General features: G+C 43.2%; 25 protein-coding genes and 1 pseudogene. 16 read left to right on the top strand and 10 right to left on the bottom strand.

Annotated elements, in window-relative coordinates:
* Positions 1-81: 81 nt before the first annotated feature.
* The 7 genes from J2T16_RS04200 to J2T16_RS04170 all read left to right on the top strand — a co-directional run bounded on the left by J2T16_RS04200 (position 82) and on the right by J2T16_RS04170 (position 5504).
* A complete protein-coding gene (locus tag J2T16_RS04200) occupies positions 82-426 on the top strand; it encodes a YojF family protein (RefSeq protein ID WP_090915805.1) in 345 nt (114 codons plus the stop codon).
* Between the two features lie 20 nt (positions 427-446).
* Positions 447-1124, top strand: coding sequence for a bacillithiol biosynthesis deacetylase BshB2 (gene bshB2 / locus J2T16_RS04195; RefSeq protein WP_154889229.1), 678 nt, complete (start codon positions 447-449; stop codon positions 1122-1124).
* 218 nt (positions 1125-1342) lie between these two features.
* Entirely contained in the window at positions 1343-2740 is a 1398-nt protein-coding gene (locus tag J2T16_RS04190) for a right-handed parallel beta-helix repeat-containing protein (RefSeq protein ID WP_499017811.1), read from the top strand.
* Positions 2737-3345 (top strand): nitrous oxide reductase accessory protein NosL, encoded by a 609-nt coding sequence (locus J2T16_RS04185; RefSeq protein WP_260510870.1) that lies wholly within the window; start codon positions 2737-2739, stop codon positions 3343-3345. Before J2T16_RS04190 ends, J2T16_RS04185 begins: the two co-directional genes overlap by 4 nt.
* 24 nt (positions 3346-3369) lie before the next feature.
* Positions 3370-4191, top strand: a complete 822-nt coding sequence (locus J2T16_RS04180) for an ABC transporter permease (protein ID WP_499017810.1) — start codon at positions 3370-3372, stop codon at positions 4189-4191.
* Positions 4184-4897 (top strand): heme ABC exporter ATP-binding protein CcmA, encoded by a 714-nt coding sequence (ccmA, locus tag J2T16_RS04175; RefSeq protein ID WP_336122660.1) that lies wholly within the window; start codon positions 4184-4186, stop codon positions 4895-4897. Before J2T16_RS04180 ends, ccmA begins: the two co-directional genes overlap by 8 nt.
* Positions 4898-4910: 13 nt before the next feature.
* A complete protein-coding gene (locus tag J2T16_RS04170; RefSeq protein ID WP_499017809.1) occupies positions 4911-5504 on the top strand; it encodes a redoxin domain-containing protein in 594 nt (197 codons plus the stop codon).
* 75 nt (positions 5505-5579) lie between these two features.
* Here J2T16_RS04170 and J2T16_RS04165 read toward each other — a convergent pair whose 3' ends face one another.
* Positions 5580-5918 carry a hypothetical protein gene (locus J2T16_RS04165; RefSeq protein WP_244159198.1) on the bottom strand — a complete coding sequence of 113 codons (339 nt, stop codon included), beginning with the start codon at positions 5916-5918 and terminating at the stop codon, positions 5580-5582.
* Between the two features lie 48 nt (positions 5919-5966).
* Positions 5967-6098 (bottom strand): annotated as a pseudogene (locus tag J2T16_RS04160) (TetR/AcrR family transcriptional regulator); the annotation flags it as partial.
* Positions 6099-6312: 214 nt separating this feature from the next.
* On the opposite strand from J2T16_RS04160, the gene J2T16_RS04155 reads away from it, so the two are divergent.
* The gene (locus tag J2T16_RS04155) at positions 6313-7818 is read left to right on the top strand and encodes an FAD-dependent oxidoreductase (RefSeq protein ID WP_499017808.1); all 1506 of its coding nucleotides are present in this window, start codon (positions 6313-6315) and stop codon (positions 7816-7818) included.
* Between the two features lie 262 nt (positions 7819-8080).
* On the opposite strand, the gene J2T16_RS04150 is transcribed toward J2T16_RS04155, so the two are convergent.
* Complete coding sequence (locus tag J2T16_RS04150; protein ID WP_499017807.1) at positions 8081-8653, bottom strand: flavin reductase family protein; 573 nt, start codon at positions 8651-8653, stop codon at positions 8081-8083.
* A gap of 125 nt (positions 8654-8778) precedes the next feature.
* Here J2T16_RS04150 and J2T16_RS04145 point away from each other — a divergent pair, with 125 nt between their 5' ends.
* The 4 genes from J2T16_RS04145 to J2T16_RS04130 all read left to right on the top strand — a co-directional run bounded on the left by J2T16_RS04145 (position 8779) and on the right by J2T16_RS04130 (position 12938).
* Positions 8779-9123, top strand: coding sequence for a winged helix-turn-helix transcriptional regulator (locus tag J2T16_RS04145; protein ID WP_154889219.1), 345 nt, complete (start codon positions 8779-8781; stop codon positions 9121-9123).
* 235 nt (positions 9124-9358) lie between these two features.
* Entirely contained in the window at positions 9359-10033 is a 675-nt protein-coding gene (locus tag J2T16_RS04140) for an MBL fold metallo-hydrolase (protein ID WP_499017806.1), read from the top strand.
* Positions 10034-10334: 301 nt separating this feature from the next.
* Positions 10335-11759, top strand: a complete 1425-nt coding sequence (locus J2T16_RS04135) for a glycoside hydrolase family 1 protein (protein WP_499017805.1) — start codon at positions 10335-10337, stop codon at positions 11757-11759.
* 3 nt (positions 11760-11762) lie between these two features.
* Positions 11763-12938 (top strand): MFS transporter, encoded by a 1176-nt coding sequence (locus J2T16_RS04130; protein ID WP_499017804.1) that lies wholly within the window; start codon positions 11763-11765, stop codon positions 12936-12938.
* Between the two features lie 102 nt (positions 12939-13040).
* Here J2T16_RS04130 and J2T16_RS04125 read toward each other — a convergent pair whose 3' ends face one another.
* Positions 13041-13784 carry a MurR/RpiR family transcriptional regulator gene (locus J2T16_RS04125; RefSeq protein WP_154889211.1) on the bottom strand — a complete coding sequence of 248 codons (744 nt, stop codon included), beginning with the start codon at positions 13782-13784 and terminating at the stop codon, positions 13041-13043.
* Positions 13785-14050: 266 nt separating this feature from the next.
* Between J2T16_RS04125 and J2T16_RS04120 the strand changes: the two genes are divergently transcribed.
* On the top strand, positions 14051-15934 hold the full coding sequence (locus tag J2T16_RS04120; RefSeq protein ID WP_499017803.1) for a beta-glucoside-specific PTS transporter subunit IIABC: 1884 nt from the start codon (positions 14051-14053) through the stop codon (positions 15932-15934).
* Between the two features lie 159 nt (positions 15935-16093).
* Here the strand turns inward: J2T16_RS04120 and metE are convergent, their stop codons facing one another.
* Entirely contained in the window at positions 16094-18391 is a 2298-nt protein-coding gene (metE, locus tag J2T16_RS04115; RefSeq protein ID WP_499017802.1) for a 5-methyltetrahydropteroyltriglutamate--homocysteine S-methyltransferase, read from the bottom strand.
* Between the two features lie 210 nt (positions 18392-18601).
* Between metE and J2T16_RS04110 the strand changes: the two genes are divergently transcribed.
* A complete protein-coding gene (locus J2T16_RS04110) occupies positions 18602-19225 on the top strand; it encodes a DUF8426 domain-containing protein (protein WP_336122670.1) in 624 nt (207 codons plus the stop codon).
* Between the two features lie 36 nt (positions 19226-19261).
* On the opposite strand, the gene J2T16_RS04105 is transcribed toward J2T16_RS04110, so the two are convergent.
* The gene (locus J2T16_RS04105; protein ID WP_336122671.1) at positions 19262-19918 is read right to left on the bottom strand and encodes an MBL fold metallo-hydrolase; all 657 of its coding nucleotides are present in this window, start codon (positions 19916-19918) and stop codon (positions 19262-19264) included.
* 194 nt (positions 19919-20112) lie between these two features.
* Positions 20113-20925 carry an undecaprenyl-diphosphate phosphatase gene (locus tag J2T16_RS04100; protein ID WP_090915833.1) on the bottom strand — a complete coding sequence of 271 codons (813 nt, stop codon included), beginning with the start codon at positions 20923-20925 and terminating at the stop codon, positions 20113-20115.
* A 299-nt stretch (positions 20926-21224) separates the two neighbouring features.
* Between J2T16_RS04100 and J2T16_RS04095 the strand changes: the two genes are divergently transcribed.
* Positions 21225-22265: an ABC transporter substrate-binding protein gene (locus J2T16_RS04095; protein WP_336122672.1), complete on the top strand. Its 1041-nt coding sequence runs from the start codon at positions 21225-21227 to the stop codon at positions 22263-22265.
* Between the two features lie 114 nt (positions 22266-22379).
* Here the strand turns inward: J2T16_RS04095 and J2T16_RS04090 are convergent, their stop codons facing one another.
* Complete coding sequence (locus J2T16_RS04090) at positions 22380-23294, bottom strand: AraC family transcriptional regulator (protein ID WP_221788703.1); 915 nt, start codon at positions 23292-23294, stop codon at positions 22380-22382.
* 23 nt (positions 23295-23317) lie between these two features.
* Positions 23318-23740 (bottom strand): MerR family transcriptional regulator, encoded by a 423-nt coding sequence (locus tag J2T16_RS04085; RefSeq protein WP_221788704.1) that lies wholly within the window; start codon positions 23738-23740, stop codon positions 23318-23320.
* A 211-nt stretch (positions 23741-23951) separates the two neighbouring features.
* On the opposite strand from J2T16_RS04085, the gene J2T16_RS04080 reads away from it, so the two are divergent.
* On the top strand, positions 23952-24992 hold the full coding sequence (locus J2T16_RS04080) for an NAD(P)-dependent alcohol dehydrogenase (protein ID WP_221788705.1): 1041 nt from the start codon (positions 23952-23954) through the stop codon (positions 24990-24992).
* Positions 24993-25185: 193 nt separating this feature from the next.
* Here J2T16_RS04080 and J2T16_RS04075 read toward each other — a convergent pair whose 3' ends face one another.
* On the bottom strand, positions 25186-26166 hold the full coding sequence (locus J2T16_RS04075) for an aldo/keto reductase (RefSeq protein ID WP_221788706.1): 981 nt from the start codon (positions 26164-26166) through the stop codon (positions 25186-25188).
* Positions 26167-26558 lie beyond the last annotated feature (392 nt).

Here is a 26558-nt window from a genome sequence, read left to right as displayed (position 1 = left end):
AACTGAGCAGCTTTAAATGTATATTCTTTGATGCATATGATAAAATGGAGTTCATACTTTACAAGAAACAAGGAGGCCGTCATGCAACTGATACAACCACAAGATATCCAGCTTCGGCTCGATCGCCTTGTTGATCAGGATGTATATATGCATCTTGAGATGACAACGGGCGCTTACGCTCAACATTACGATAGTTCACGGCATCCGGCTTCAGCTTTTATCACCAATGCCGCCATTCGATATACACAGGGCTCCATTTCAGGTGAGGGACCTTACCGTGTCGGTCTCAAGACGACAGATGGCTGGGTGTATGCTGAAGGGCTAACCCATATTGATGAGCAGGAACAAGATAGATTGATTATGGCCGGCCATGACACCCAGGGCAAACTGGTTGTGGCTCTGCAGCTGAGCCGGGAGAAGTTCTAATGGAAGTGGAGGAACAACATATGACAAAGAATGCACACGATGAGCATCAACGCATCCTGGTGGTTTATCCTCATCCAGACGACGAAGCATTCTCCGTATCGGGCACGTTAGCCAAATACATTGATTCTGGAGCACACGTTACATATGCTTGTCTGACGCTGGGTGAGATGGGACGTAACATGGGTATTCCGCCGTTCGCGAACCGCGTGACCCTGCCATCTATCCGCAAAGATGAGCTTATTGAAGCGGCTAGTGCGATTGGTATTCAAGATTTAAGAATGCTCGGATTTCATGATAAAATGGTAGAGTTTGAAGATCCTCAATTGCTCGATGGCAGCATTATGGCTCTTCTTGAGGAGATTAAGCCATCACTGATCTTTACATTTTATCCTGGATACAGTGTTCACCCCGATCATGATGCGACAGGAGCTGCGGTGATCAGGGTTGTTAGCCGTCTACCGCTGGAAGAGCGTCCTGTCGTTCACTGCGTAGCTTTTTCTAATAATCATGAGCAGCATATTGGCAAGCCAGATGTAACCGTAGATGTCTCCCAATTTCTGGCGCAAAAGCTGGCTTCGATTCGTGCCCACCGCTCGCAATTTCAAGCCGCAGAGTTGCTTGGTAATCGCAAGCTGAACGACGAAGAACTTCAAGCACGCTTTGGACGTGAGCGGTTCTGGACCTATCGATTTGCATAAGTTGAAACTTACTAAAGTCGCCAATTTGGCGGCTTTTTTTCATTCAATCACAATTTGGACACAAAAGTAAGCAAGCTATAGCCTGATGGGGCTATATGGGAAATTTATCATTTTCGATACACTGTGTGAAGGACTGGGATAACGCATTAATGTAACATCAAAAAGAAGGAACGGAGGGAAGGGGGGATGATATGGATAAAAAATGCAGGAACAAAAATATGAACAGTAATAAACGATTCAATATCCGTAGGCTTGCAGCGAATACTCTGATCGTGATCGGACTGGGCCTCCTTCTAGTGTTTCAAACTACCGTGAATGCTACTGGAGTCACTGGAGATCGTGAATCCGCCCTACTTCAGCCCATTATAGACCAAGCAGATGCCGGAGCGGTTATTCATCTTGAACCTGGTCGATATGAAGGCCCCGTTCTCATCTCTAAAGCACTCACTCTAATTGGGGATGATTCGGTTACCATCCATAATGAACAGGAACAAAGTGCGATATCCATTCAGGCGGAAGGTGTGAAATTGGAAGGGTTTACAATCGAACATAACGGTCGTCAGCCAGCAGCAGCTGTGCAGATTACGGGCAGCAATAACGAAGTATCTGACCTTAAGCTTCGTACCAAGGGAGCTGGTTTGCTTCTACATGATGCGACTACTTCTGTAATACGAAATAATTCAATTCAATGGGCAGGTGCAAGCACAGTATCCAGCAGTCAAAAAGGCAACGGGATCGATCTCTACAATTCGCATAACAGTAGGATTGAAGGGAATCAGATTGAGGGTGTGCTCGATAGCATCTATGTGGAGAACAGCCGAAACGTAGCGGTGAACAATAATCGTTTCATGCAAACCAGGTACGGTATTCATTGCATGTATATTGATGGATCATCTGTTACGAATAACACAGGAGAAGGTAACATGACAGGTGCCATGATCATGGGGGTTAAAAATACAGTTGTATCAGGCAATACCTTTCGCAAACAAAGTTCGAATGTTCATTCGCAAGGTATCTTGCTCTATGACGTGCATCAGTCCAAGATCCACAGCAATACAGTAGAGGGCAATCGTGTGGGCATGAATATCGCTGAATCCTCGGGCAATGAAATTGATGACAACAGCGTAATTCGTAATTTCGTTGGAATTCAGATGGTGCTTGCTGAGGGGAATCAATTTACGCAAAATAGATTTGTTTCCAACGTTATTGATGCCTCGACAATGGACAGCAAGGATAATATTTTGAAAGAAAACTATTGGGATTCCTTTCAGGGATTGGATCTGAATCAGGATGGAATCAGCGAGCTTTCCTATGCAATCAACCCGTTCTACGAACAAATAATAAGCAGAAATGCAGCATATCAACTGTTTTTTCAATCACCGGGCATGGTCTTTCTGAGTGAACTGCACTCGGAAGGGAAAAGCAACTGGACAACAGACGAGTCACCGCAGATGAGCATTGTGAAAAAGCATACTGAAGTTGCAGCAACATCGGGAACATCCGAGACAGATAGAACAAATGCGGGAACAAGGTCAAGTCCTGTTACGATAATTGGTTTACTTTTACTTGGCTTGTCTGCAAGTACAATGATTTATATGGGGGTATGGAGAAAATGAATAAACGATGGATTTTGGCAATGGTGTTGCTTTTAGGTACTGTGATGTTAACGGCATGTGGACAGAAGTATGCGGCTGTGCCAATTAACGAGGACGTGGATATCTGTGCGATCTGTAACATGCAGGTGAAGGATGATGCGTTTGCCACACAGCTTACAACGAAGGACGGTAAAAACTTCAAGTTTGATGACCTTGGCTGCATGAATGAATGGAAAAAAGAAAACGGCACAGACAACATTGGCATGGACTATGTGCGTGATTATAACGATAAGGAATGGATCGAATTCAATAAAGCGACCTATGTATATGACCCTTCACTCAGAACACCCATGGCGTATGGCATTGTTAACTTCAAGGATAAAGCTTCTGCCGAGGCATTCGTAGCCGAGCAGGGTGTAGGCAAGGTTATGACTGCGGATGAACTTGCTTCTCATGATTGGACTCAGAATATGGATAACATGAATATGGACGGAGACGGAGACGGGCACGGACATGGTCACGATGAGGGCGGGACGGATCAAGGCTCGAAGCATAATATGGGTGAAGATATGAGCAAAGATATGCATCAAGAAGGTGAGTCGAAAGAAGGATCAGGCAGCCACTGATGCTGATGGGGGGTGCTGAAGCCGATGTCTGATATGTTACAAATAACAAAACGAGAGTTGAAAACGGGGTTTCGTAACCCCTGGTCATATTCGTTTCTCGTTCTTTTTTGCACATTTAGCTTAAGTTTATTACTACTAAATGCACAGAATCCAGTAGAAGGATACTCGGGCACGACAGGTTCTATGCTGAACCTTATCCTCTATCTTTTGCCGCTAATGACGCTTTTTCTGGGTTCATTCTCATTGACTGCTGAAAAGGAAGACGGAAGCTGGCAGCTTCTATCGACGTATCCCATCGGTACGTTATCGTTCATTACAGGCAAATATCTCGGACTAGCTGCGGTGCTGCTACTCATCGTGACATTTGGCTACGGCCTGATGGGGCTCGTTAGCGGGTTGCTTGGCAATCCGATCCATCTACTGACCTATCTACTGTTTTTAGCGTTTTCTTGTGGACTTGTGCTGTTATTCCTAAGTGTTGCATTACTGATCGGCTCACTGTCTCGCAATCGCTGGCAAGCTTTAACGATTTCCGTATCGATCTGGTTCTTTGCCGTTATTGGCTGGCCTACATTATTACTTGCGATATTAGGGCTAATGCCGTACCTCTGGATAAAACCGTTGCTGGTGGTGTTAACCTTTTTGAACCCGGCTGAATTGGTACGGCTGTTTATTGTGATCAAGCTCGGCGGCGGTTCTATCCTGGGGCCCGAGTACTATCAATGGGTTACGTGGGTGCAACAGCCAAGCGGCAGTGCCATATTTGTTGGAATGTGTTTGTTATGGGTGAGTTGCTCGATCCTTGTTGTTTACGTTATATGGGAAAGGGGGCGTTCCCGTGCTTGAAGCGGAAGTTATCGTGAACGGTTTAGACAAACAAATCAAAAGTCAAAGAATTGTAGATGATATTTCTTTCCGTTTGGGTTCTGGTCAGGTACTTGCCGTATGCGGCGGGAACGGTGCAGGCAAAAGCACCTTGCTACGTATGCTGGCAGGCATTCTGCGTCCAACGTCAGGGGAAATTATGGTGAATAACGTACGCTGGTCACAGGATCGCAAACGGTATGCGAATCAGATTGGGTATATGCCGGATGATTATCAGTTCAGCCAAGGTCTTACGGCCGAGGAATCTTTATTATTCTGGGCATCTCTGCGTAAACTTCCCCGAGATAGGGTGCAGGAAGTATTAGTGATGGTTGGACTTGACGGGCAAAAACATAAACGGGTAACGACCTTTTCCAAAGGGATGCGGCAGCGTGTATTGTTTGCTCAGGCGATGCTTGCAAAGCCTGCTCTTCTGATCATGGACGAGCCTACCAATGGACTAGATCCCTTCTGGATGCAGGAGTTCGTACATTTGCTGAGAGGTATCAAACAGGAAGGGCATATGGTTGTGTTCTCCACACATCAGCTTGAAGTGGCGAATGATATCGCAGATCAGGTGATGTTTATGAATCAGGGGTGTAATGTCGGGGAAGGTACTGTAGAAGATATTCGGAATCAGTATGGTTCACTTCATGCTGCTTTTCATCAGAGTCTGGGAATAAAGTGAAGGTGATGTGAACATGCAAAACAAGCCGCAAAGTATGGATACGAACAGTGCACAACAGGACGGACAAAAAAAGACAGGGTCGAAAATAAGACGCGTTGTTACGATGTTGATTGCACTGGCAGCATTGGCTACAGGTATATGGGCTGTGCTGGCAAATTTATCGGACTCTGATTCGAAAAGTAGGAATCCAATTCGTACAGGAGTCGAGGCTCCTGATTTTACAGCAGTTAATTCCAAAGGGGAGCAAGTCCAGTTGTCTGATTACCGGGGCAAAGCCGTGATGATTAACTTCTGGGCATCATGGTGCACGCCATGTGTAAGAGAGATGCCCTTGGTTCACGAGCTAGCGCAGCAAAATCAAAATAAGGTGGAGACACTGTTTGTTAACGTGGGGGAGAGCAAGGGCACAATTAACGAGTTTATGAAAAGTCATCAGTTCGATTTTCCAGTGATCATTGACGCAACGGGCAAAGTATCCAAGCTGTACCGTATCACTGGCCTGCCAGCCACAATGGTTATTGACCAAGCGGGACAGTTTAGCCATATTTTGCTCGGTGAACTGACAGAGGATATTCCTTTGCAGCAATGGCTGGAGGAAAGTATGTAAATGTTGATGATTAGCCAAATGAAGCAAAAACAACTCACTCTAAAATCAGGCATTGATTTGAAAGTGAGTTGTTTGCTATTCCAACATGATTTTCTCATTAACCATTTGATAATAATACTCATCCATCTGTTCTGCCGTAATATCTTCTTCAAGATGATATATCCACCACGTCACAAGTAAACTAATGACTCCTGAATGATATTCGGCTAAAAGTTCAATTGGAGCTGAAAGCTGTTTACCTCTTCGTTTTAGTTCGAGAAAATCTCTTCTGGAAATATCTCCGATATAAGTTTTGAAAAAATCAGTAAATCCTTTATCATTCTTCTGATTTTGAACAATCGGTTCTAATAAATTCTCCAACATGAATCTGGATAGGCTTTGTAAGGGCTGCCGTAGCCGATCTTCTATATTCATGTGTAAATAATCCTGAAGCACCCAGGTTAGTGTCGAGTGTAACAGTGCAAATTTATCCTCGAAATGTTTGTAAAATGTGGTACGGTGAACCATCGCTCTGTCGCATATTTCATTAATCGTGATATTACTGAATGATTGTCCTTGCTCGGATAACAGATCTTTAAAGGCAGTGGTTAACAACTTTTTAGTTCGGGCAACTCTTAAATCAACCTTTTTCTCTATAATTTCATCTACACCTCCTGGTTATCGTAGTTTAACTATACAGCGTCTTTATATTGATTCTTACATAAGAGAGATTTTGATTATATATTGGTATTATAAGTAATATTTTTAGTGATCTACAACCGTACATTCAATATAATTCTGAAGAAAGGATGAAGTTGAAATGTCTGACATGAAAAAAGCGATAGTCATTGGGGCAGGGATTGCAGGGTTGATTACTGCCAGAATGTTAGCTGACTATTATGACGAGGTATGTGTGATTGAAAGGGATGAGTTCCCTTTGGATCCAGATAACAGGCAGGGTGTACCTCAGTCATTTCATCCACACCGTGTACAACCACGTGGCGCACTTATTATGGAGCATTACTTCCCGGGATACAATGATGAGTTAATCCAGATGGGAGCGATATCTTCGCATGATGAGCAGTTCCAGATTGCTAACCGATACGGCACATTAGTCAACAAGGAGGACTCTTCTTCGTTTAAAATTGCATCGTGTAGCAGAGCTTTGCTGGAATGGGTGCTGCGCAAGCGAATCCAGAACATGCCTCAGATCAGCTTTTTAACAAGCAAGGAAGTGACTGGACTTATCGTATCTGAGGATCAGGGTGCCGTCACAGGCGTGTATACCAAAGAAAGAAGTGGAGAAAAGAAGGAAGAGCAAATTCCAGCAAATATGGTTATTGATGCTTCTGGACGTTCTTCCAAGATCATCAGATGGCTTAATAAGATCGGATTAACAGTACCAGAGCCTGAAGTGCTTAAGGTATCTCTTGGTTACAGTACCCGGTATTACAAAATAAAAGGCTCCATTCCGAACGAATGGGTGATGTCGGACTCCGACCCTGAGCAAGGTATTCGTGCAGGTATATTTACGCGTATTGAGGATGATATTGCTGGACTCATTCTTTTTAATGCAGGAGGAGATGAATACCCGTCTACTCAACCGGAGGAGTTTCAAGAACAAATCAAACTTCTGTTTACTGGGGATAAAATCGTCGAACTTATGGAGCAATTAGAACCCTTGCAAGGGCCTAGAGGATACCGTATTTCCGAGTCTGTTCGTCAGCATTTTGAATTGATGGAGAATTGGCCCGCGGGCTTACTCGTCCTGGGTGACGCACTGTGTGGTTTCGATCCTATTCATGGACAAGGTATCACCGTTGCTGCAATCGAAGCGGAAACGATAGGAAAATGTTTGGGAGCACAGCGCATACAACATGAACCACAGTTTGAGCGTAAGGCGTTACAGCGTATGCAGAAGGCCATCGAACCGGCTTGGTGGCTTAGTTCTGTGGCTGACATGCGTTGGAAAGGGGTGGAACATGGAGGGGCATTCGAACTGAAAGGAGTTAACTTTGCTCAGAAATATATCAACTTATTTACGAAGAAAGCGATGGAAAAAGCGGATCAGGAAAAAGACAACTATCTCTTCTCTATGCAATTCCTGATGAATGCGCTGATCCTTCCTCCAAGTGAATATTTTAATTGTGACGTGCTGAATATGATTCTGGACGATAATGGTTCAGAAGAGGAGATGGAATTAAGGGCAGAGCTTGGTGTACATGATTCTGATTTGTTCCAGCAAAGATTGGATGAGATTCTTCCATCATTTGAACTGGAGTATGATGAGCAGATTAAACAACTGCTGGAATCACTTCAGCCTGCGATGAGCTAACCCCTGCATTACAAAGTATTACCAGTTCTCTTAACCGTTTAATATGCTTGCAAGAAGAATTTGACTTATCATTAATAGTGAAAGATGAACTTAGCTCCAACCCCGAAACACAAAAAGAGTCGCTATAGTAGCTACTTTTTTTGTGTTTTTTTGTATATTCCCAAAAAAGATTCCCCTGTTCGTACTGAGAAAATTTATATTATCTCTTTGATCATTTCATGTAACCAAAATGGAAGTTGAGAGTTTTCTTTACCGATGTAATTTAGTCTTTACCAGGTCCGTGATTAAATTTAGTACCTTTTCCAATCGCATAGAATTGACCGCCAGCCACATAGTGTACTGTACGTAATTCATCAGGAGCATCATCAAAAATCCAATGTCCGTTGTTGAATACTCGATCATCACTCCAAGCACCGACAATTTCACCCATGAAAAGATCAAGTTCTTGTTCATTTTGAGAATTGGGGATAACCTTGCATACTAGCCAGCCAGCGGAACCTTCAACTAGTGGTAAATCAAACTCTTCTTGGTAAAAGATTGGGATATGTTCAAGTTTGTTGTCCATTCCTTTAGCACTGTGCTCACCAACATACAAGACCGTTTCCATTTGTTGAACAGTTGGAACATGTACTACATAGTAACCACTCTTTTCAACGAGTTCACGTGTGAAAGCTTGTTTGCCGATATATGCCATCACTTTATTATTTCCCACCAGACCGACCCAAGCGGCTGCCATTACATTTTCTATCCCATCGTGTTTAGCAGAAATCATGGTTGTTGGACCTACTTGCAATAAACGGTATGCTTTCTTTAAATCAACAGGATTAATTGCCATTATTTATTCACCTTTTCATTATTAGCTTATTTTCTTGTTGAACACTGATGTATAGTATAATGCAAGCATAAAAAAAGAATAGTATGCACTTTTTAGTGAGATACTATCAAAAAGGAGAGTATTAGATGATTCCAAGTAAAACAAAAAATGAAAAAGAAGACAGCAATGAATCATTTGTGTATACCTTATCGCTAATTAGTGGTAAATGGAAATTACATATCTTATTTTTACTACTGAAGGAAGACATTATGCGTTATGGTGAGTTGAAAAGAGCGCTTCAAGGAATTACACACAAAATGCTCAGTAATCAATTAAAAGAGCTGGAGGCTGATTCGCTCATTACACGCCATGAATACTCACAAGTACCGCCTAAAGTTGAGTATTACCTTTCAGAGCGTGGCAAGTCCCTCATCCCTGCTCTGCAAGAGCTATGCAAGTGGGGAGTAGATCATATGGATGATGAACTATAAGTTGCGAGTCATTCTGAATACAGCACTAAATAGTGAGAAACCCGGGTGAATTATAACCTTGGGTTTCTTTCATTTTCAAATGAAAACGTACAAAAAAGAAGAAGAGAAGGCATCTTTTTTAGCTATGTTTGTAGCATTAAGTACCAAACCAATAAGAGAGTGAGCTGAAAAAGTGTTGACTTCTGACTTACTTTAAGTAATATAATATCTTTACGAATTGAAGGAGTGAATGTCTATGTCTCAACCGAATACCGGAATAAAAACGATAAAGCTTGAAATGGAATATTATGGAGAACCATTTATAGTATATCCAACATTGTTATGGGATGAACAGAATGTAGTGCTCGTTGATACGGGCATTCCTGGGCAATTGGCACAAATTCGTACGTTACTCAAAAAGGAGAATTTCAGTTTCAATAAGCTGACGCATATCATCATCACGCATCAAGATGGGGATCACATTGGCAGTCTGCCGGAATTAGTTGAGGCAAGAGAGAGCGAGGTGACGGTACTTGCACATGAGGAAACGGTACCCTATTTGACCGGAACCGTTCCGCTTATCAAAAGTAAAGATTTCGCACCGTCTGTGCACGTTCATACCGCTTTAAAGGATGGAGACATTCTGCCCTTGGCAGGTGGTATTCAAGTCCTCTTTACACCAGGACACACACCAGATCATATGTCGCTATATCATATCCCGAGCCAAACGTTAATTGCTGGTGATGCTTTAAATGCGGAAGATGGTCGTCTCTTGTCCTTTAATGACGAGCAAACTTTGGATCATACGACTGCGCTAGAGTCAATTGCCAAACTGTTAGAGCTTGATATTAAAAAAGTGATTACGTATCATGGTCACGAAGTTACGAATCAGATTAAGGAAAGTCTCCAGAACTTTGTAGATATGAAATAACTTATCATGGATGAAGTCGTCATTTTGGCGGCTTTTTTTATTTTGTTACATAACTATGATGGCGTAGTTGAATGCAGTTACCCTTGAGCTTGCACGCATTAAGCTTCTGAAACACTGTGTTACTTTTATGTTACAAATGTGAATCTCTGATACCTTGTACTAAATACGAAATAACATGTATTTTATGCACTAATCTATGTAACATAAGTTGTGAAAACAAATACAAGATAAAAAACCGATACAGCGTGATTCGTTTTATATCCAGATCCGCAGAAGGTTTAAAAGAAAGGTGGCTTACCAAATGAGTAAAACATTTCAATTTCCTAACGGTTTTTTGTGGGGAGGTTCCGTCTCTGCAAACCAAATAGAAGGTGCATATCAAGAAGATGGAAAAGGACTTTCCATTCAGGATATCATGCCAAACGGCATTCAGACACCTCCGACGAATGAACCAACAGAGGATAATATGAAGTTATTTGCGATTGACTTCTATCACCGATATAAAGAGGATATTAAACTCCTTTCCGAAATGGGTTTCAAAGTTTTTCGTACGTCGATAGCTTGGTCCAGAATCTTCCCAAAAGGGGATGAACTTGAGCCAAACGAAAAAGGTCTCCAATTTTACGATGATCTCTTTGACGAGTGCCTGAAATACGGGATTGAACCTTTAGTTACAATCTCTCATTATGAGACTCCGTTACATCTCGTTAGAGAATACGATGGCTGGGCGAACCGGAAAATGGTCGATTTCTATGAACGATATGTGCGAACCATTTTTGAAAGATACAAAAACAAAGTGAAGTATTGGCTCACATTTAACGAGATTAATTCGATTCTTGAACACCCGTTTGCAAGTGGCGGGATTAACACCCCTAAGGATCAACTTAGCAAACAGGCCCTGTACCAAGCGGTTCACCACGAGTTTGTTGCAAGTGCACTGGCGGTTAAAATTGGGCACGAAATTAACCCGGATTTCAAAATTGGTTGTATGGTCATTGCTATGCCGATTTACCCGTTGACTCCTGACCCTAATGATATGATCAGAGTGATGGACGCGGATCATAAGAATACAGGCTTTACGGATGTTCACGTGCGTGGTTATTACCCGGGTTACATGAAACGTTATTTGAAAGATAACGGAATTACCATTCATTTCGAGCCTGGTGACGAAGAAATTTTGAAAAATACCGTTGATTTTATTTCCTTTAGCTATTATCAAAGCAGTTGCGAAACGGCTGATCCTGCCAAGCAAATTAAAGGAGAAGGAAACCTGATTGGTGGTGTTCCTAATCCGCTCTTGACTGCGAGTGATTGGGGTTGGCAGATTGACCCTCAAGGCTTAAGGTACATCATGAATGCGATGTATGATCGTTATCAGAAGCCATTGTTCATCGTTGAAAATGGATTAGGAGCCGTAGATGAACTGATTACGGACGAAAATGGTAACAAAACCGTTCTTGATGATTATCGTATTAACTATTTGAAGGAGCACTTGCTTCAAGTCGCTGAAGCCATTCAAGACGGTGTTGAATTAATGGGATATGCATCATGGGGTTGCATTGACTTGGTGAGTGCCACAACTGCAGAAATGAAAAAACGGTACGGATTCATCTATGTAGATCGCCATGATGATGGTTCAGGAACATTGGAACGCTATCGTAAGAAGTCCTTCCACTGGTACAAAGATGTCATTGAAAGCAACGGGAGCAGTTTGTTTCGGGAGTAGAAGATGAGAAAAAAAAGTATATTTTTAATTATTGCATTATTTGTTGCTACATTGAATTTACGCCCAGCTATTAATTCCATATCTCCACTGCTAGATACGATTCGGGAAGATTTGGGGATGAACGCTGCACTAGCCAGTTTGCTAACGTCAATACCTGTATTATGTATGGGCGTATTTTCACCTTTTGCCGTTAAAGCAAGTGGGAGATGGGGAATAGAACGAATCATTGGATATTCCCTGATTGTGCTGGGAATCGGAATAGCCACTCGGCTATTTACACAGTCTACGTCCGTTTTACTTTTATCTGCATTGATCGTAGGTATCGGTATCGCTTCGATTGGCCCGTTAACTTCAGGCTTTATTAAAAAGTATTTTCCCGATCATGTTCCATCCATGATTGCACTCTATAGTATTGCAATCACTGTAGGGGCTGCGGGCAGTTCAATGGTATCCATTCCCTTAGAGGCATATTTCAATTCTTGGCAGATCGCAGTAGGAGGGTGGGCAGTCATTGCCTTTGTAGCAGCGATCATGTGGTGGATCATGGTGAAACCGAAATCTGAATCTGCTCATGTGAGTGGAATAAAAGAACGTCCGCAAATTAAACTTCCCTGGGGAAATAGAAGAGCATGGACGATTACGCTCTCATTTGGATTAATGGCGATGTTGTTTTATTCTTTTACAGCGTGGCTCCCGTTGATGATTCAGGAAATGGGGTATAGCAAATCCTATGCAACGCTTTGTCTGACTATATTTGTTGTCATCCAAATTCCGATTAGCTTTGTACTTCCTGTATTATTGAAGAACTTTCCCTCAAGAAGAGTATGGTTGGTTGGTGAATCTCTGTTCATGATTGTTGGGTTGGTTTTATTGATGATGAATTTCATGCCGATGGTTTCCGTTGTACTCTTTGGAGTTGGGGCAGGGGGCTTGTTCACTTTAAACCTGATGTTACCGATTGATTCTACAACCAATGTGAACGATGCTACTTCTTGGTCAGCGATGCAGCAATCTGCTGGATATGTCATTGGAGCGATGGGTCCAATATTGCTAGGCTGGATTCATGATGCTTCCCATAGCTTCACACCTGCTATGATTGGAATGATGGTGATCATCATTCTAATGATCATGACACAAATTGCAGCAACACGGAAGAAAAAAGGAATGGAAAGAGCTTAAAGTAAGCATTCATTTGAGAACTATAGCAGCGTAAAAGAGAGTCGAAATGACTCTCTTTTTGTTTGCGTAAATTTAGAAAGAATGGATGCTCCACTATAACTCTTATTCTAGTTTTGCAATAAGATTGTAAACCTCTTTACCTAGCCATTCTAATAAGAAAATAACAGGTGTGTGTGTAGTGAGGTCAATACTTCCGAGATACTCTTCTTTTACATAATATGGAATACATACATCTGAAATTTTAGCCATGGTAGATTGGCGATTATTTGTAATTGCAATAATTTTATGCTTATCCTGCTTGATCCGCTCGAGATAAGGTTGAACATATGGGTTTTCACCTCGCGTAGACAAAGCAATCGTAATACTATCTTTTTGAATTCTCGTATGAATAGGATAATGAGGATCTTTTATGTACATAGAGAATATCCCTAAATTTGAAAATAACCTAGCTCCATATTCACCCATTACTCCAGAGCTTCCGATACCAATAAAAATGACATTACTAGCTGTAGCAATTAATTTCGCTGCTGCTGAAATTTTTTCCACCAATTCAGGAGATTGAGAATGTTCAAAAAACGCATACACGGCATGATGAGGACTTTTCAACTCTTGCTTCGTTAATTTATCTTTTTGGGAAACGAGCATCTTAAGTTTTACTTTAAATTCGGAAAATCCCTCACATTGATTCTTTCTGCAAAATCGCAGAATGGTGGCTGTAGATACATGAGTTTCATTGGCTAGTTCTCTAATACGCATGTAAGCCACTTTTTCCATGTTCTGAGAAATATAGTTGTATAAAGATAGTTCTAAATCGTTATAGGATGAGATTTGCTCACTGGTGAACATAAATATGCACTCCTTAGACCATAGTCAAAATAATAAGTAGCCTGCTTAGACAGTATATATTACCTACGATTTGGAAACAACGTGTTACACTTTTGTAACAAAAATCATTTCGTGTCAAAGCAAACTAAACACTTAAATCATATATATTTTCTTCCCTGTTCTGAGTAACATGACGTTATAACATATGTTTCGCACTTCCATTATATCTGGCCAGACGCGTCCATGGTCAGAGAATACCTTAATTTACGTCAAAGGAGCCTTACAACATGGATAAACAACAATTGTCCAAAGATATTCTCAAACTGGTTGGTGGGGAAAAGAATATCGAACAAGTTACACACTGTATGACTCGACTCAGATTCAATCTGAACGATAACAATCAAGCTGACAAAACTACGTTGAAAAACACACCTGGCGTTATGGGTGTAACGGAAAACGGCGGACAGTTTCAGGTGATTATTGGCAATGAAGTTTCCGAAGTGTACAAAGCACTAGTGAACAATATGAGCAATAAGCCTAGCACAGAAAGTGCTCCAAACAGCGAAAAGAAACAAAGGAACCCGATTAGCGCATTGTTTGATTTCATCTCGGGCATGTTCACGCCAATCCTGCCAGCCATTGCTGGCGCAGGTATGATCAAAGGGATCATATCCATTCTGGTGGCTGTTGGTTGGATGACGAATACAAGTTCAACCTATATCATTTTATCCGCCGTTGGCGATGGTGCATTCTACTTCCTGCCTATACTTCTAGCCGTTAGTGCTTCGAAGAAAATGGGTAGCAATGTTTATGTAGGAGCTGCCTTAGCTGCTGGTCTTATGCACCCTACCATTGGAGCCTTGTTTCAAGGGGGGAATACATCGTTTGCAGGGATTACAGTTATTGCTACATCCTATGCTTCATCGGTTATTCCCATCGTCATCGCAATCTGGATCACTGCTTACGTGGAGAGAGCGATAGACCGTATTACGCATGCTTCACTCAAAATGATTATTGTACCAACGGTAACGTTACTTATCATGGTACCCCTAACCTTGATTGCGATCGGACCACTGGGTGGTATTATTGGAAACGGTTTATCCGGAGGTATCAGATGGTTATTTGATAACGCATCCATTTTTGCAAGTATTTTGATTGGTGGCACAATGTCTGTACTGATTATTACAGGCATGCATTATGCACTGTTGCCGCTTGCAGTTGGTTCGATTGCAACACTTGGTTACGATTTTATCGTTCCGTTGATGTTCGCAGCTAATATGGCCCAGGGTGGTGCTGCATTTGGGGTTGGCTTCAAGTCTAAAAACACCGATACCAAATCACTTTCTTATTCGACAGGACTGACCGCTCTTATGGGGATTACGGAGCCTGCCATGTACGGCATTAACATGAAATTCAAAAAACCATTTATTGCAGCGCTCATTGGGGGCGCAGTCGCTGGAGCGTTTCTGGGAGCCTTTTCGGTTAAAGCCTATTTCATTAGCACAGTAGGTCTTCCGGGAGCTGCCTCATATGTGGGTCCAGACATTAGTAACCTGCTATATGCACTGATTGCTGCTTTAATTGCATTCGTTGTAGCTAGCGTCATTACTTATATTCTGGGCTTCCAGGAAGACGTACCTGCACCATCAGCAACGTCTGGAACTATACCTGTAGTAACTGAAGAGACTAATGTAGTAGCTGAAGATATTAAATTACAGGATGAACAAATATTCAGCCCAATCAGTGGGGAAGTTAAGCCACTTAGCGTGGTTCCAGATCCTGCTTTTTCAGAAGAAATGATGGGTAAAGGATTTGCCATTCAACCTTCAGAAGGACGTGCAGTTTCCCCGGTTAACGGCATAGTATTCTCTGTTTCTAAGAGTGGTCATGCTATTGGTCTCGTAAGTGATCTTGGCGCAGAGTTGCTGATTCACATTGGAGTTGATACGGTAAAGCTGAAAGGCCAATTTTTCTCGCCAAAGGTGCAGGCTGGAGCTAAGGTATCCGTAGGCGACCTATTGATGGAATTTGATCGTGAAGAGATCGAAAAAGCGGGTTACAGCATGATTACGCCGGTCATTATTACAAACATGCATCAATATACCGATGTGGAATCAGCTGGTCGTACCCATATTCTTGAAAAAGAATGGATGTGTACAGTCAAAGTTTAATCTGGTTCCCCTGCACAGGGAGATACTTTAAAAAGCCGCAATCCTGCATGATCAGGATTGCGGCTTTTTCAGTGTTGCTATTAGAACAAAACAGAGACTATGCAGATTAAGTTTATCTGTTATTAAAACTTCCATACGAATCATCAGTTGTAAGCTTATCTAGTTCAGAACAGGAGTAGCATTATACTTCGCCCGTGCAATTCGGGTTGCATCCACCATGTTTTTTAGAGAAGCCACGGTTTCTTCCTGTCCACGGGTTTTCAGACCGCAGTCCGGATTGATCCAGAACAGCTTCGGATCGAGCACACGCAAAGCACGGTCAATCATGTTACTCATTTCTTCGACGCTTGGTACACGTGGACTATGAATGTCGTATACACCAAGTCCAATACCGAGCTCATAGGTATTCTCTTCAAAGCTATGAATTAACTCCCCATGGCTACGCGATGTTTCAATGGAAATCACATCGGCATCCATCGCTTCAATGGAATCAATCATATCGTGGAATTCGCAATAGCACATGTGAGTATGAATTTGGGTGGTTTCCTGTACGGTGCATGTCGTAATGCGGAACGCTTTGACGGCCCAATCCAGATAATCGGCTTGTTTATTCTCCTTGAGCGGCAGGCCTTCACGGACGGCAGGTTCATCCACCTGAATCATGCCGATACCTGCTTTTTCGAGCGCTTCAACCTCTTGTCTGAGTGCGTATGCCAATTGATAAGCGATGGTTTCCCGTTCAATATCATCCCGTACAAAGGACCAGTTCATGATGGTAATCGGGCCAGTCAACATACCTTTAACAGGGCGGTCTGTCTTCGACTGGGCGTACTTCGTTTCCTCGACCGTCATTTCACCTACAAATTCGACATCTCCGAAAATAACAGGTGGTTTTACGCAACGTGAGCCATAGGATTGCACCCATCCATATTGCGTAAAGGCAAATCCAGCCAGCTTCTCGCCGAAAAATTCAACCATATCGGTGCGTTCAAACTCACCGTGAACCAGCACGTCAATACCAATCTCTTCTTGAATGTTAATCCAACTGTCAATCTGATCACGGATAAAGGAAGAGTATTTTTCATTGCTCAACTCGTTTTTGCGCCATTGTTGGCGAGCTTTTCTGACCTCCGTTGATTGCGGAAAGCTGCCAATCGTTGTTGTCGGGAACAAAGGCAATTGCCACTTATCTTGCTGTGCTGCGTGACGTTCTGCAAATGCACGTGAGCGGTTAGGCTCTTGTACACGGATGGAAGCAACGGCTTCCTGCACGGCTTTGCGATTACGATCTCCGGAGCTTTGCAATGCCTGTAGTTTTTGCTCGGCGTCTTTAATTTTAGCGGTGATGTCCGCATCGGTGCTGCGGATTGCTTGGGTCAAAATAACGATCTCGTCCAGCTTTTCATCCGCAAATGCAAGTGCATCTTTGAGCTCAGCAGCAAGTTTAGCTTCACGTGCTGTTGTGACAGGTACATGCAGCAAGCTACAGGAGGATTGCACTATTAACCTTTCAGGGGTAACGAGTGAAGTAAGTGTCTGGAGTAAAGTCAGCTTGTCCTGAAGGGACGCTTTCCAGATGCCGCGTCCATCAATGATACCTGCACCCAGCACTTTGTCTGCCGGAAAACCGCTCGTTTGAATCGATTGAAGGTTACCTTCAAGACCATGAACGAAGTCAAGACCGATGCCTTGAACTGGCAAGCTGATGATTTCGTTGTAGTTTTCAACGGATTCAAAGTAGGTTTGTAACAAGATATTTAAACCTGGAGCAGCTGATGCAAAAGCGGTATAGATTTTGTTCAAGCGTTGTAGATCCGCATCATTCAATTTCGTTACGAGCACCGGCTCATCAATCTGTACCCACTGTACGCCAGCATCTGCAAGTTCTTGCAGCGCTTGAGTGTAGAGAGGAAGTAGCTGATCCAGCCAAGCGTCCGTTTCGGAGGCATCATAGCCTTTAGAAAGCTTCAGGAAGGTCAGCGGTCCAACGATAACCGGTTTGCCTTCAATGCCCAGTTTCTCTTTGGCTTCAAGGTATGCGATTAGTGGTTTATTCTCGGTCAATGCCGGCGAAGCATCGTTCAGTTCAGGTACAATATAGTGATAGTTCGTATTGAACCATTTGGTCATTTCACTCGCTGCGGCATCTTTCGTTCCACGGGCGATGCCGTAATAGGTGGAGAGAGGCACAGCACCTCCGGTATAAGCAAAGCGTTTTGGCACAATACCAAACATCACGGCTGTATCCAGAATATGATCATAATAACTGAAATCGTTCACTGGAATCAGATCGATGCCTTTGGCTTGCTGCTTGCGCAAATGATCTATACGAATCTCTTGTAATCTCGCGTGAAGTTCGTTTTCTTGTAATTTTCCTGACCAGAAGGCCTCAAGTGCTTTTTTCCATTCCCGATCGGCTCCGATTCGTGGATACCCCAATACGCTGCTTTTTGTCATTTGCCATAACCCCTCTGCAATGTGTTAACAAAAATTTATCACAAATACTCAGCTATAACGTAATTCCCTTATATTATATCTAGTTATAGCCTTAGGATATAACAGAAAAGGTTTGTCATGAGCTTAAGAATGTGTAAGTTTGAAAGAGACACCGCGGATGTTACAATGACTAATTATGTTCATATGAATAAGTGAAAGGAAGGAACTCGAATGAATTTGTATCATATTCAAACGATATTGCAAGACGTCAACAGGACAACATCATTTCTGGAAGATAACTTTATTGGCATCCCTTGGTCTGGTCTAGGGGACCTTGAGCTTACACCACCGGAGCAATGGAAAGAACAACTGGCTAAGCGGTATAGTCTGGGGGAGACGGAATTAACAAATACACTTGCAACACTACATATGTTTGCTAACCTGATGCAGGATGGGGACTACGTCTTAATAAGGGATGAGGAATGGACCTATGTAGGGGATATCGGAGATTATTATTACGACGACTCCTTAGGTGCTGAAGATGAATTGATCTGTCACCGTCGGGGAGTCACTTGGTTAGGGCGTGTTCCACATGCAGAATTGAACGATAAAGTCCAAGCTTTGTGGAACACACCATCCATCCTCGTGAAATTTGAACACCCTGTATCCGAAGCTCAGCTGGATCGCGCCCTTGCAGTCAGCGCGGCAGCCGAAGCAAGCAACGCTCTCACAGCACATGTGGATGAAGGTTTAATTCAAGCGGCACTTCAAGTGCTGAAAGAAGCCCTGCAAAGCGAAGAAGAAGTGCTGCGAGTGCAAGCGGCCACAGCCATTTTACAGTATGCCAAACCTTAAAATATGAAATAGAAACAGAAATCACCATTTTTAATTCTAGATCAGCCGTGAGATCTGTTCCTTTATATGCATATCACTGAGACCACCGTGATAACAAATTACGGATGAAATATCGAGTTCCAGATACTTATTCAAGGAGAAGCGCGCTGTCTCTATATCCAGTGTAGTCGGACCATGGATACCTTCAAGCTGGCCGTTAACACTGTACATGGAATCTCCGGCGATGAGCGTTTTGCTACGCATTACATAAAGACTGATGTGACCAGGAGTATGCCCAGGTGTGTGAATAACGCGAATTCCGCCGCAAAACGGTAATTCCTGACCATCCGTTACTGTTTCATCAATCTTGCCTTTTGGGGGATGTTCCAGGTGGTCGTCTTTGATAAGCGGGAGCTGTCCCTCAATATAGGGCTTGTCCAGTTCGTGTGCATATATCCTGACCCCAGTACCACACTCCTGCAAAATCTCGGGAAGACAGCCTATATGGTCCACATCCTGATGCGTCAAAATCACTGCTTTAAGTTGGCTAATCGGCACGCCTATCTTCTCTAACGCAAAACATAAATCGTCATATTGTCCCGGAAAACCGGAATCAATTAACACAGCTGTTTCATTATCCCATATCAGAACAGGATGAATCATAACCCCTTGAAAATCGAGTTCAAGCATCTGGATTCCTTTTGAAATTAACATCCATATCAGACCTCCTAATAACAAATTTCAGTGCACTGCTGATCTTTACATTTCTTAAGTAAACGAATAGGAACTGCCAAAAGATACGGTTGTTCTGAATTGAATCCTGTGTATGTGGAATTCATAGAAATGGAATCGAATAAAAGAGGGACAACCGTCGTGGTTGTCCCTTTGCTGTGTATAGAGAATCTCTTTTATAAAAAGATAAGTAACAATGTTCCTGCCGCAAAGCAGTAATATGAAAAATACTTCAGATTGCCTCGGGCCATAATGCCCATAAACCATCTCATCGAGAAATAGGTAACGACCAGCGTCGTGATAAACGCGATCAGGTAAGGAATAGCAAGCTGAGCACGGTTAGGATCATGCGCTATATCTGAAGCACCCAGAATCACACCGCCGATACTGATCGGGATGTAGAGCATAAAGGAGAACTTTAACGCCGTTTCCTGTTTCATACCGACCGCAATGGACGAAATAACGGTAGCACCCGAACGGCTGATGCCCGGAATAAGTGCAACGGCCTGAGCGAGCCCAACCAGCACAGCATCTTTCATCTTCAAATCGCCGTCCTGTTTGCGACCGCGCAGATTACGAATAAGCCAGAGTGCAACACCCGTAATTAGCAGAGCGACTGCAACCGTATAAACTGACGAGAAGATGCTCTCAATCTGATCTTTGAACAGCACAGCAGCAACGGCAGCAGGAATCGTACCGATGACGATATATAAGCAAAACATAAAGTCTGCCCGATATTCCGGTTTACGAGTTGTTAAGTAACCCCATCCACCGGTAATCAGCTTCATGATGTCTTCCCGAAAAATAAAAACAATGGCAATTAATGAAGCGGTGTTCGTCAAAATTTCAAACGAAAGGCCATTTTGCTTCAGTCCCATTAGTCGCTGGGCAATAATTAAATGACCGCTGGAGGAGACCGGAATCGGCTCCGTTGCCCCTTGAACGATACCCAAAAAAAAGTACTTTAACCACAGTATAATCTGATCCATCTTGTCCTCCTTGAAACATTTCTCTACATTCTCAAAAATCATGTTCTAAAATCATTCTCTTTGTTAAATCTCTCTATCCACTCTAATGATGATAGCCTTTTAACTTACTAGATGGCAAGTTTGGAATGAAATTGTCAGTAGAAATGGGATGTATATTCTCTTTTCTCACTTAATAGACGAAGTTTGGAATGAATATACTAAACTTGTATTGTAAAAAAGCTAGAGTCGTGATATCGTTGATAACGATTATCAATATCATTTATTTGATTGAATCCAATACATTAAAGGTGGGGTTATTTTTGCGTAGTACAAAAAGAAGTTCAATTTGGATCATGATGGCGCTTGTGCTTATGCTGATCTTGAGTGCATGTGGTCAGTCTGCTTCAAATACAGCTAAAGATGGGGCGGAGATGACTACTGCATCATCCGATGCGGGAAGCAAAACCAGTAACAATTCAGATGGTACGACAGACACAGGAGCAGGTGCAGAAGATGAGATGGTTTCATTCCAGTCTGATGCTGGTGAAGTGAAAGTGCCGAAAAATCCTAAACGGATTGTGGATCTGACGGCCTTCTCTACGGGATACTTTGTCGCACTGGATGCTCCAGTGGTGGGGGCAACTACAGGTGCGATGAACAACAAATACATCAAAGAGCAGCTTGCTGCACAAGGAACAGCAGATTTAGGTGATCAGCCGCCAACACCAGAGCAACTGCTTGCTCTGAAACCCGATCTGTTTATTGTGTACACAGGTACAGAAGGCATCGACAAGCTGTCACAGATTGCACCTGTGGTTCAGATTGAGTACGGTAAACGTAACTACAAAGACTTGATGCTGGAGATGGGCAAACTTACAAACAGGGAAGAAGCAGCTAAGGCCTGGATAAGCAAGTGGGAAGCTCAGATTAACGAGTTGAAACCGAAGGTAGAAGCAGCTGTTGGTAGTCGTACCGTATCGATCCTGAATCCGTATGATAAAGGGTTGTATGTCTTCGGTCATAACTATGGCCGCGGGGGAGAGATTATTTATGGTGAGTTTGGACTGAAAGCACCAACCAAGGCTCAAGCGGAAGCTATTGATAGCGGAACAGGCTGGGCTTCCATTTCGATAGAAGTGCTGCCGGATTATGCAGGAGACATTATTTTCACCAGCCCGTGGTCCGGGGACACGAGTGATTCTAAAAAGATTTACGAAAATAAGTTATGGAAGAACCTCCCGGCTGTCAAAGCCAATCATGTATTTCAGCTAGATCCATCGTCTGATACGTATAACGATCCGGTATCGTTGGAAGGACAGCTTAAATTTATTACGGATAGCTTACTTTCGGCATCCAAGTAGTTTCGGGCAGGCAGACTGTATTTTAGAGCAAATGGAACGAAGAAAAAAAAGAGGCTCTCACCGTTTAGGTGTGAGTCTCTTTACGTGGAACGGGATTATTTTCTGGAGATGAAATTAGTACGTACTGCCTCTCAAACGTTTAATATCCTCCATTGGCGGACAACCAAACATGCGTGAATACTCACGGCTGAATTGTGACGGGCTCTCGTATCCAACCTGATAAGCAGCCTCTGATGCGTCTACAGCTTGAGACATTAACAGACGACGTGCTTCTTGTAGCCGCAGTTGTTTGATGAACTGAAGCGGGCTCATTGCAGTGACTGCTTTAAAATGTCGATGGAAGGAAGCCTGGCTCATATTCGCCAGCTCTGCCAGTTCTTCAATCCGGACGGGCCGACTAACATGTGTCACCATGTGTTCAATCACGTTACGAATACGGTACGCGTGAGATCCTTCTTGTGCCATCTGCTTCAGCGCACTGCCCTGAGGTCCTTTGAGTACTCTGTACAAAATCTCCTTTTTAAACAATGGAAAGAGCATGAAGATATCCTCCGCATCCCCTTCAAGCAACTGAGCTAATCGGATCACGGCATTCAGCAGCTCTGGAGAAGTTTTGCTCACATACATGGCTCGTCTGGTAACATCGTTTGTATCGTTCGAATTAGGGGAGAGACGGGTATGCTGAATTACCTCCAAAATTTCACTGCCTGTGAATTCAAGCTTTAATGCGAGATAAGGAGCGACAGGCGAAGCCTCTATGACTTGGCCGCTTACAGGCAAATCCATCGTAGCTACAATATAGCTGCCAGGTCCGTACTGGAAACGTTCCTGTCCCAGCAACATTTCCTTTTGACCCTGGACGACGATACAAAAAGAAGCTTCGTTCAACCTGAAAATCGGTTCAGTGATGTCAGATTCACGAATCAGAGAAAGGGAGCGAAGTTCGGTTGAATGGACACCTTCATTGACCGTGTACTTGTGAATAAGTCTGGCAACTTCATCTAATTGCTGCTGATATAGCATAGTCATAACATAAGTTCCTTTCGTTTCCTCTAGGAGCTTGTAACATGCTCTGGGTTGGGAGCCAGTGCAGTTTTATGAATGTTCTCCGTTCCAGCTTCGATGGCCTGCTGATAATAACTGCGCTTATGCTCAATAACGGCCATTGTTCTTCGGAGTTCTTCCATTTGAGCCTCGACGCTGGCTTTGCGCTCGGTAAACATATCGTACCTCTGATGCAAGGTTGCATCACCTTCCGAGCACCAGGCTATGAATTCCCGGATATCCTTGATAGGCATTCCGGTAGCTTTCAGACATTGGATTATTTTCAGAAAATCAATATCGGAGTCCTTGAATTGTCTCGTTCCGGTCGAATTACGTTCGACGAAGGGCATGAGTCCCTCTTTGTCATAATAGCGCAATGTATACACAGTCAGATCCAATTTTTTAGCGACTTCACTAATGGAATAGGTCATATCGAGTTTGTTCCTTTCAGTTCTAGATCAGATCGAGATTAAAGCCGATAGGCTGCATGGCATTCGCTGACGCGAGTGAATTCTATCATGCGGTCAGGAGTGATGTCAAAACGAACACTTTTTTAGAAAAAGTAGAGCAAAACATTTGACCTAGAGTTAACTATAGGGCGTAAGATAAAGAAGATTCCAAAATCATGAGGAGGTTATACTATTGATTACAGCTAAAGCCAGAGCCGTGGATGGACCCGATAAACCCTTCCGTTCCGCAGAGATTAACCGCCGTGATCTGGATACCACGGATGTATTAATTGAGATTAAGTTTGCCGGCATCTGCCACTCGGACATTCATACCGCTCATGGGGAGTGGGGACCCGTTAATTATCCACTCGTACCGGGACACGAAATTGCCGGGATTGTAACTGAAGTAGGTAGTGGTGTATCGAAATATAAAGTAGGCGACCGCGTAGGTGTTGGATGTATGGTCGACTCTTGCGGCGAATGTGAGAATTGCCGTAAAGGAGAAGAGCAATACTGCCTGAAAGGTAACATTCCAACGTATGCAGGAGTAGACAAATACGGTGAGCCAACCCAAGGCGGTTATTCCACCCATATCGTGGTAACCGAGGATTTTGTAGTGCGCATTCCTGACAATATTGAGCTGGATGCTGCCGCACCTCTGCTATGCGCTGGAATTACCACTTATTCTCCGTTGCATCATTGGGGCGCTGGTCCGGGTAAGAAAGTCGCAGTCGTAGGGATGGGTGGTCTCGGTCATATGGCGGTTAAAATCGCACATGCGATGGGAGCTGAGGTTACGGTTCTTTCTCAATCCCTGAGTAAAAAGCAAGACGGATTGCAGTTTGGCGCAGATCATTACTACGCAACGAGCGACCCGGAAACATTTGAAAAGCTTGCAGGCTCATTAGACCTGATCATTAATACGGTTAGTGCCAGCATTGATATCAACGCTTATTTCTCGCTGCTCAAGTTGGACGGCACACTCGTTAATGTAGGGGCTCCGCCAGAGCCACTGCCCGTCAATGCATTCTCGCTGATCGGACATCGTCGTTCATTCGCAGGTTCCATGATTGGCGGCATACGTGAGACACAAGAAATGCTTGATTTCTGTGCTAAGCATGATATTGCCCCTAGCATTGAGGTTATTTCGGCAGATCAGATTGATGAAGCTTATAAACGTGTGCTCGCTTCAGATGTGAAATATCGCTTTGTTATTGATACAAGCACCATTTAACAGAGCAGAGGGGAAGGAGTTCAGTTAACGCCTTCGCCTTTAATAAATAAAACTGATGCATCAGCAAATAGCCCCTATTTCCGCATAAGGAAAGGAGGGGCTATTGTTGTTACGATAACATTTTGAAGACCGTAAACCTTACGACCATATCATTGACAGATCATAAATATTTCTTGTGCTCCATCAATGTTGTTTACTGTGCGCCCACGACAGGATGCGGAATATAAGGCCCTTCCAGAAAAGCGATGTCCTCTAGGGTAAGCTTTACCGACAATGCGCCTATGGCAACATCGAGATGTGAATGTTTCGTTGCGCCGATAATCGGAGCAGTCACGGTCTCTTTCTGTAACAGCCATGCCAGCGCTATGTGTGTACGAGGCACATCATACTTCTCGGCAATAGCCGCCACCCGTTCGACAACAATGCGATCCGCGTCACTTGTGGCATTGTACTTTGATTTCTGAATCATATCCGTTTCAGAGCGATGCGTCGTCACCGACCAATCTCTTGTTAACCTGCCGGAAGCGAGTGGGCTGTATGGCGTAACGCCAATCTTTTCCTCTTTGCAAAGTGGCAGCATCTCCCGTTCCTCTTCACGGTAAATCAGGTTCAAATGGTTCTGCATGGAAACAAATTTGGTCCAGCCATTTTTCTCCGCTGTATATAACGCTTTCTGGAACTGCCATGCGAACATGGCTGAAGCGCCAATATATCTGGCTTTACCTGACTTCACTACATCATGGAGTGCTTCCATCGTTTCTTCAATAGGGGTGTTATAGTCCCAGCGGTGAATGATATATAGATCTACATAATCCGTTTCGAGGCGTTTGAGACTTTTGTCAATTTCACTTAAAATGGCTTTTCTGGACAACCCGGAGCCGTTGGGGCCTTCATGCATTCGTCCATGAATTTTGGTCGCAATCACGACCTGATCACGGTCTGCGTAGTCTTTCAAAGCCCGTCCCAGATATTCCTCGCTCGTACCAAGAGAGTATATATTGGCTGTATCGAAGAAATTAATACCAAGATCCAGTGCCTTGCGAATCACGGATCGGGAGTCTTCTTCGTTCAGCACCCACTCGTGAACCCATTTACTGGCGTCCCCGAATCCCATACATCCGAGACAAAAGCGCGAGACATCGAGTCCTGTATTACCAAGTTTAACGTATTCCATCGTAATCACATTTCCTTTCTTCTCCAAGTTGCCACGTATTCCACATATCTAATAGGATGGCTGTTTTCTGTTCTATTATGTCATGATTCTCTAATGAAACTGTAGTTCATTTCAATCAAAAGTTTGCCTGATCCGATCAAAATGGGAGTAGCACTCTTTTACGTATAGAAACGTAGAGCACCTAATAAAATAAAGCCCCTTGGAACAGACCAAAGGGCTTTAAAGAGAGTGGAGCTATCGTTTAAATGTTGAAACTTTGATATGCAGAGGTCTCATGACCGTAAATATAATAAAAAAAGATTGAACGTAAAAATACGCTGTGATATAATCATGAGCGCAGTTGATTTCGTTGAATATGTAATTGATGTATCATTATTTCTCCTAAATTAATC

It is taken from the genome of Paenibacillus intestini (assembly GCF_030803945.1).
GTDB lineage: Bacteria > Bacillota > Bacilli > Paenibacillales > Paenibacillaceae > Paenibacillus > Paenibacillus polysaccharolyticus.
The sequence above is the reverse complement of the archived record's forward strand: the minus strand, read 5'-3'. Positions and strand labels throughout refer to the sequence as shown.

What these genes read in the sequence shown, in the direction of transcription:
- J2T16_RS04100 (WP_090915833.1), bottom strand. Translation starts at nt 20,925, where the DNA reads ATGGATCAGATTATACTGTGGTTAAAGTACTTTTTTTTGGGTATCGTT.
- J2T16_RS04125 (WP_154889211.1), bottom strand. Translation starts at nt 13,784, where the DNA reads ATGTTCACCAGTGAGCAAATCTCATCCTATAACGATTTAGAACTATCT.
- J2T16_RS04110 (WP_336122670.1), top strand. Translation starts at nt 18,602, where the DNA reads ATGAATTTGTATCATATTCAAACGATATTGCAAGACGTCAACAGGACA.
- J2T16_RS04150 (WP_499017807.1), bottom strand. Translation starts at nt 8,653, where the DNA reads ATGGCAATTAATCCTGTTGATTTAAAGAAAGCATACCGTTTATTGCAA.
- bshB2 (WP_154889229.1), top strand. Translation starts at nt 447, where the DNA reads ATGACAAAGAATGCACACGATGAGCATCAACGCATCCTGGTGGTTTAT.
- J2T16_RS04105 (WP_336122671.1), bottom strand. Translation starts at nt 19,918, where the DNA reads ATGTTAATTTCAAAAGGAATCCAGATGCTTGAACTCGATTTTCAAGGG.
- J2T16_RS04170 (WP_499017809.1), top strand. Translation starts at nt 4,911, where the DNA reads ATGCAAAACAAGCCGCAAAGTATGGATACGAACAGTGCACAACAGGAC.
- J2T16_RS04085 (WP_221788704.1), bottom strand. Translation starts at nt 23,740, where the DNA reads ATGACCTATTCCATTAGTGAAGTCGCTAAAAAATTGGATCTGACTGTG.
- J2T16_RS04165 (WP_244159198.1), bottom strand. Translation starts at nt 5,918, where the DNA reads ATGAATATAGAAGATCGGCTACGGCAGCCCTTACAAAGCCTATCCAGA.
- J2T16_RS04120 (WP_499017803.1), top strand. Translation starts at nt 14,051, where the DNA reads ATGGATAAACAACAATTGTCCAAAGATATTCTCAAACTGGTTGGTGGG.
- J2T16_RS04130 (WP_499017804.1), top strand. Translation starts at nt 11,763, where the DNA reads ATGAGAAAAAAAAGTATATTTTTAATTATTGCATTATTTGTTGCTACA.
- J2T16_RS04200 (WP_090915805.1), top strand. Translation starts at nt 82, where the DNA reads ATGCAACTGATACAACCACAAGATATCCAGCTTCGGCTCGATCGCCTT.
- metE (WP_499017802.1), bottom strand. Translation starts at nt 18,391, where the DNA reads ATGACAAAAAGCAGCGTATTGGGGTATCCACGAATCGGAGCCGATCGG.
- J2T16_RS04090 (WP_221788703.1), bottom strand. Translation starts at nt 23,294, where the DNA reads ATGACTATGCTATATCAGCAGCAATTAGATGAAGTTGCCAGACTTATT.
- J2T16_RS04190 (WP_499017811.1), top strand. Translation starts at nt 1,343, where the DNA reads ATGAACAGTAATAAACGATTCAATATCCGTAGGCTTGCAGCGAATACT.
- J2T16_RS04155 (WP_499017808.1), top strand. Translation starts at nt 6,313, where the DNA reads ATGAAAAAAGCGATAGTCATTGGGGCAGGGATTGCAGGGTTGATTACT.
- J2T16_RS04185 (WP_260510870.1), top strand. Translation starts at nt 2,737, where the DNA reads ATGAATAAACGATGGATTTTGGCAATGGTGTTGCTTTTAGGTACTGTG.
- J2T16_RS04145 (WP_154889219.1), top strand. Translation starts at nt 8,779, where the DNA reads ATGATTCCAAGTAAAACAAAAAATGAAAAAGAAGACAGCAATGAATCA.
- J2T16_RS04135 (WP_499017805.1), top strand. Translation starts at nt 10,335, where the DNA reads ATGAGTAAAACATTTCAATTTCCTAACGGTTTTTTGTGGGGAGGTTCC.
- J2T16_RS04075 (WP_221788706.1), bottom strand. Translation starts at nt 26,166, where the DNA reads ATGGAATACGTTAAACTTGGTAATACAGGACTCGATGTCTCGCGCTTT.
- J2T16_RS04140 (WP_499017806.1), top strand. Translation starts at nt 9,359, where the DNA reads ATGTCTCAACCGAATACCGGAATAAAAACGATAAAGCTTGAAATGGAA.
- J2T16_RS04180 (WP_499017810.1), top strand. Translation starts at nt 3,370, where the DNA reads ATGTCTGATATGTTACAAATAACAAAACGAGAGTTGAAAACGGGGTTT.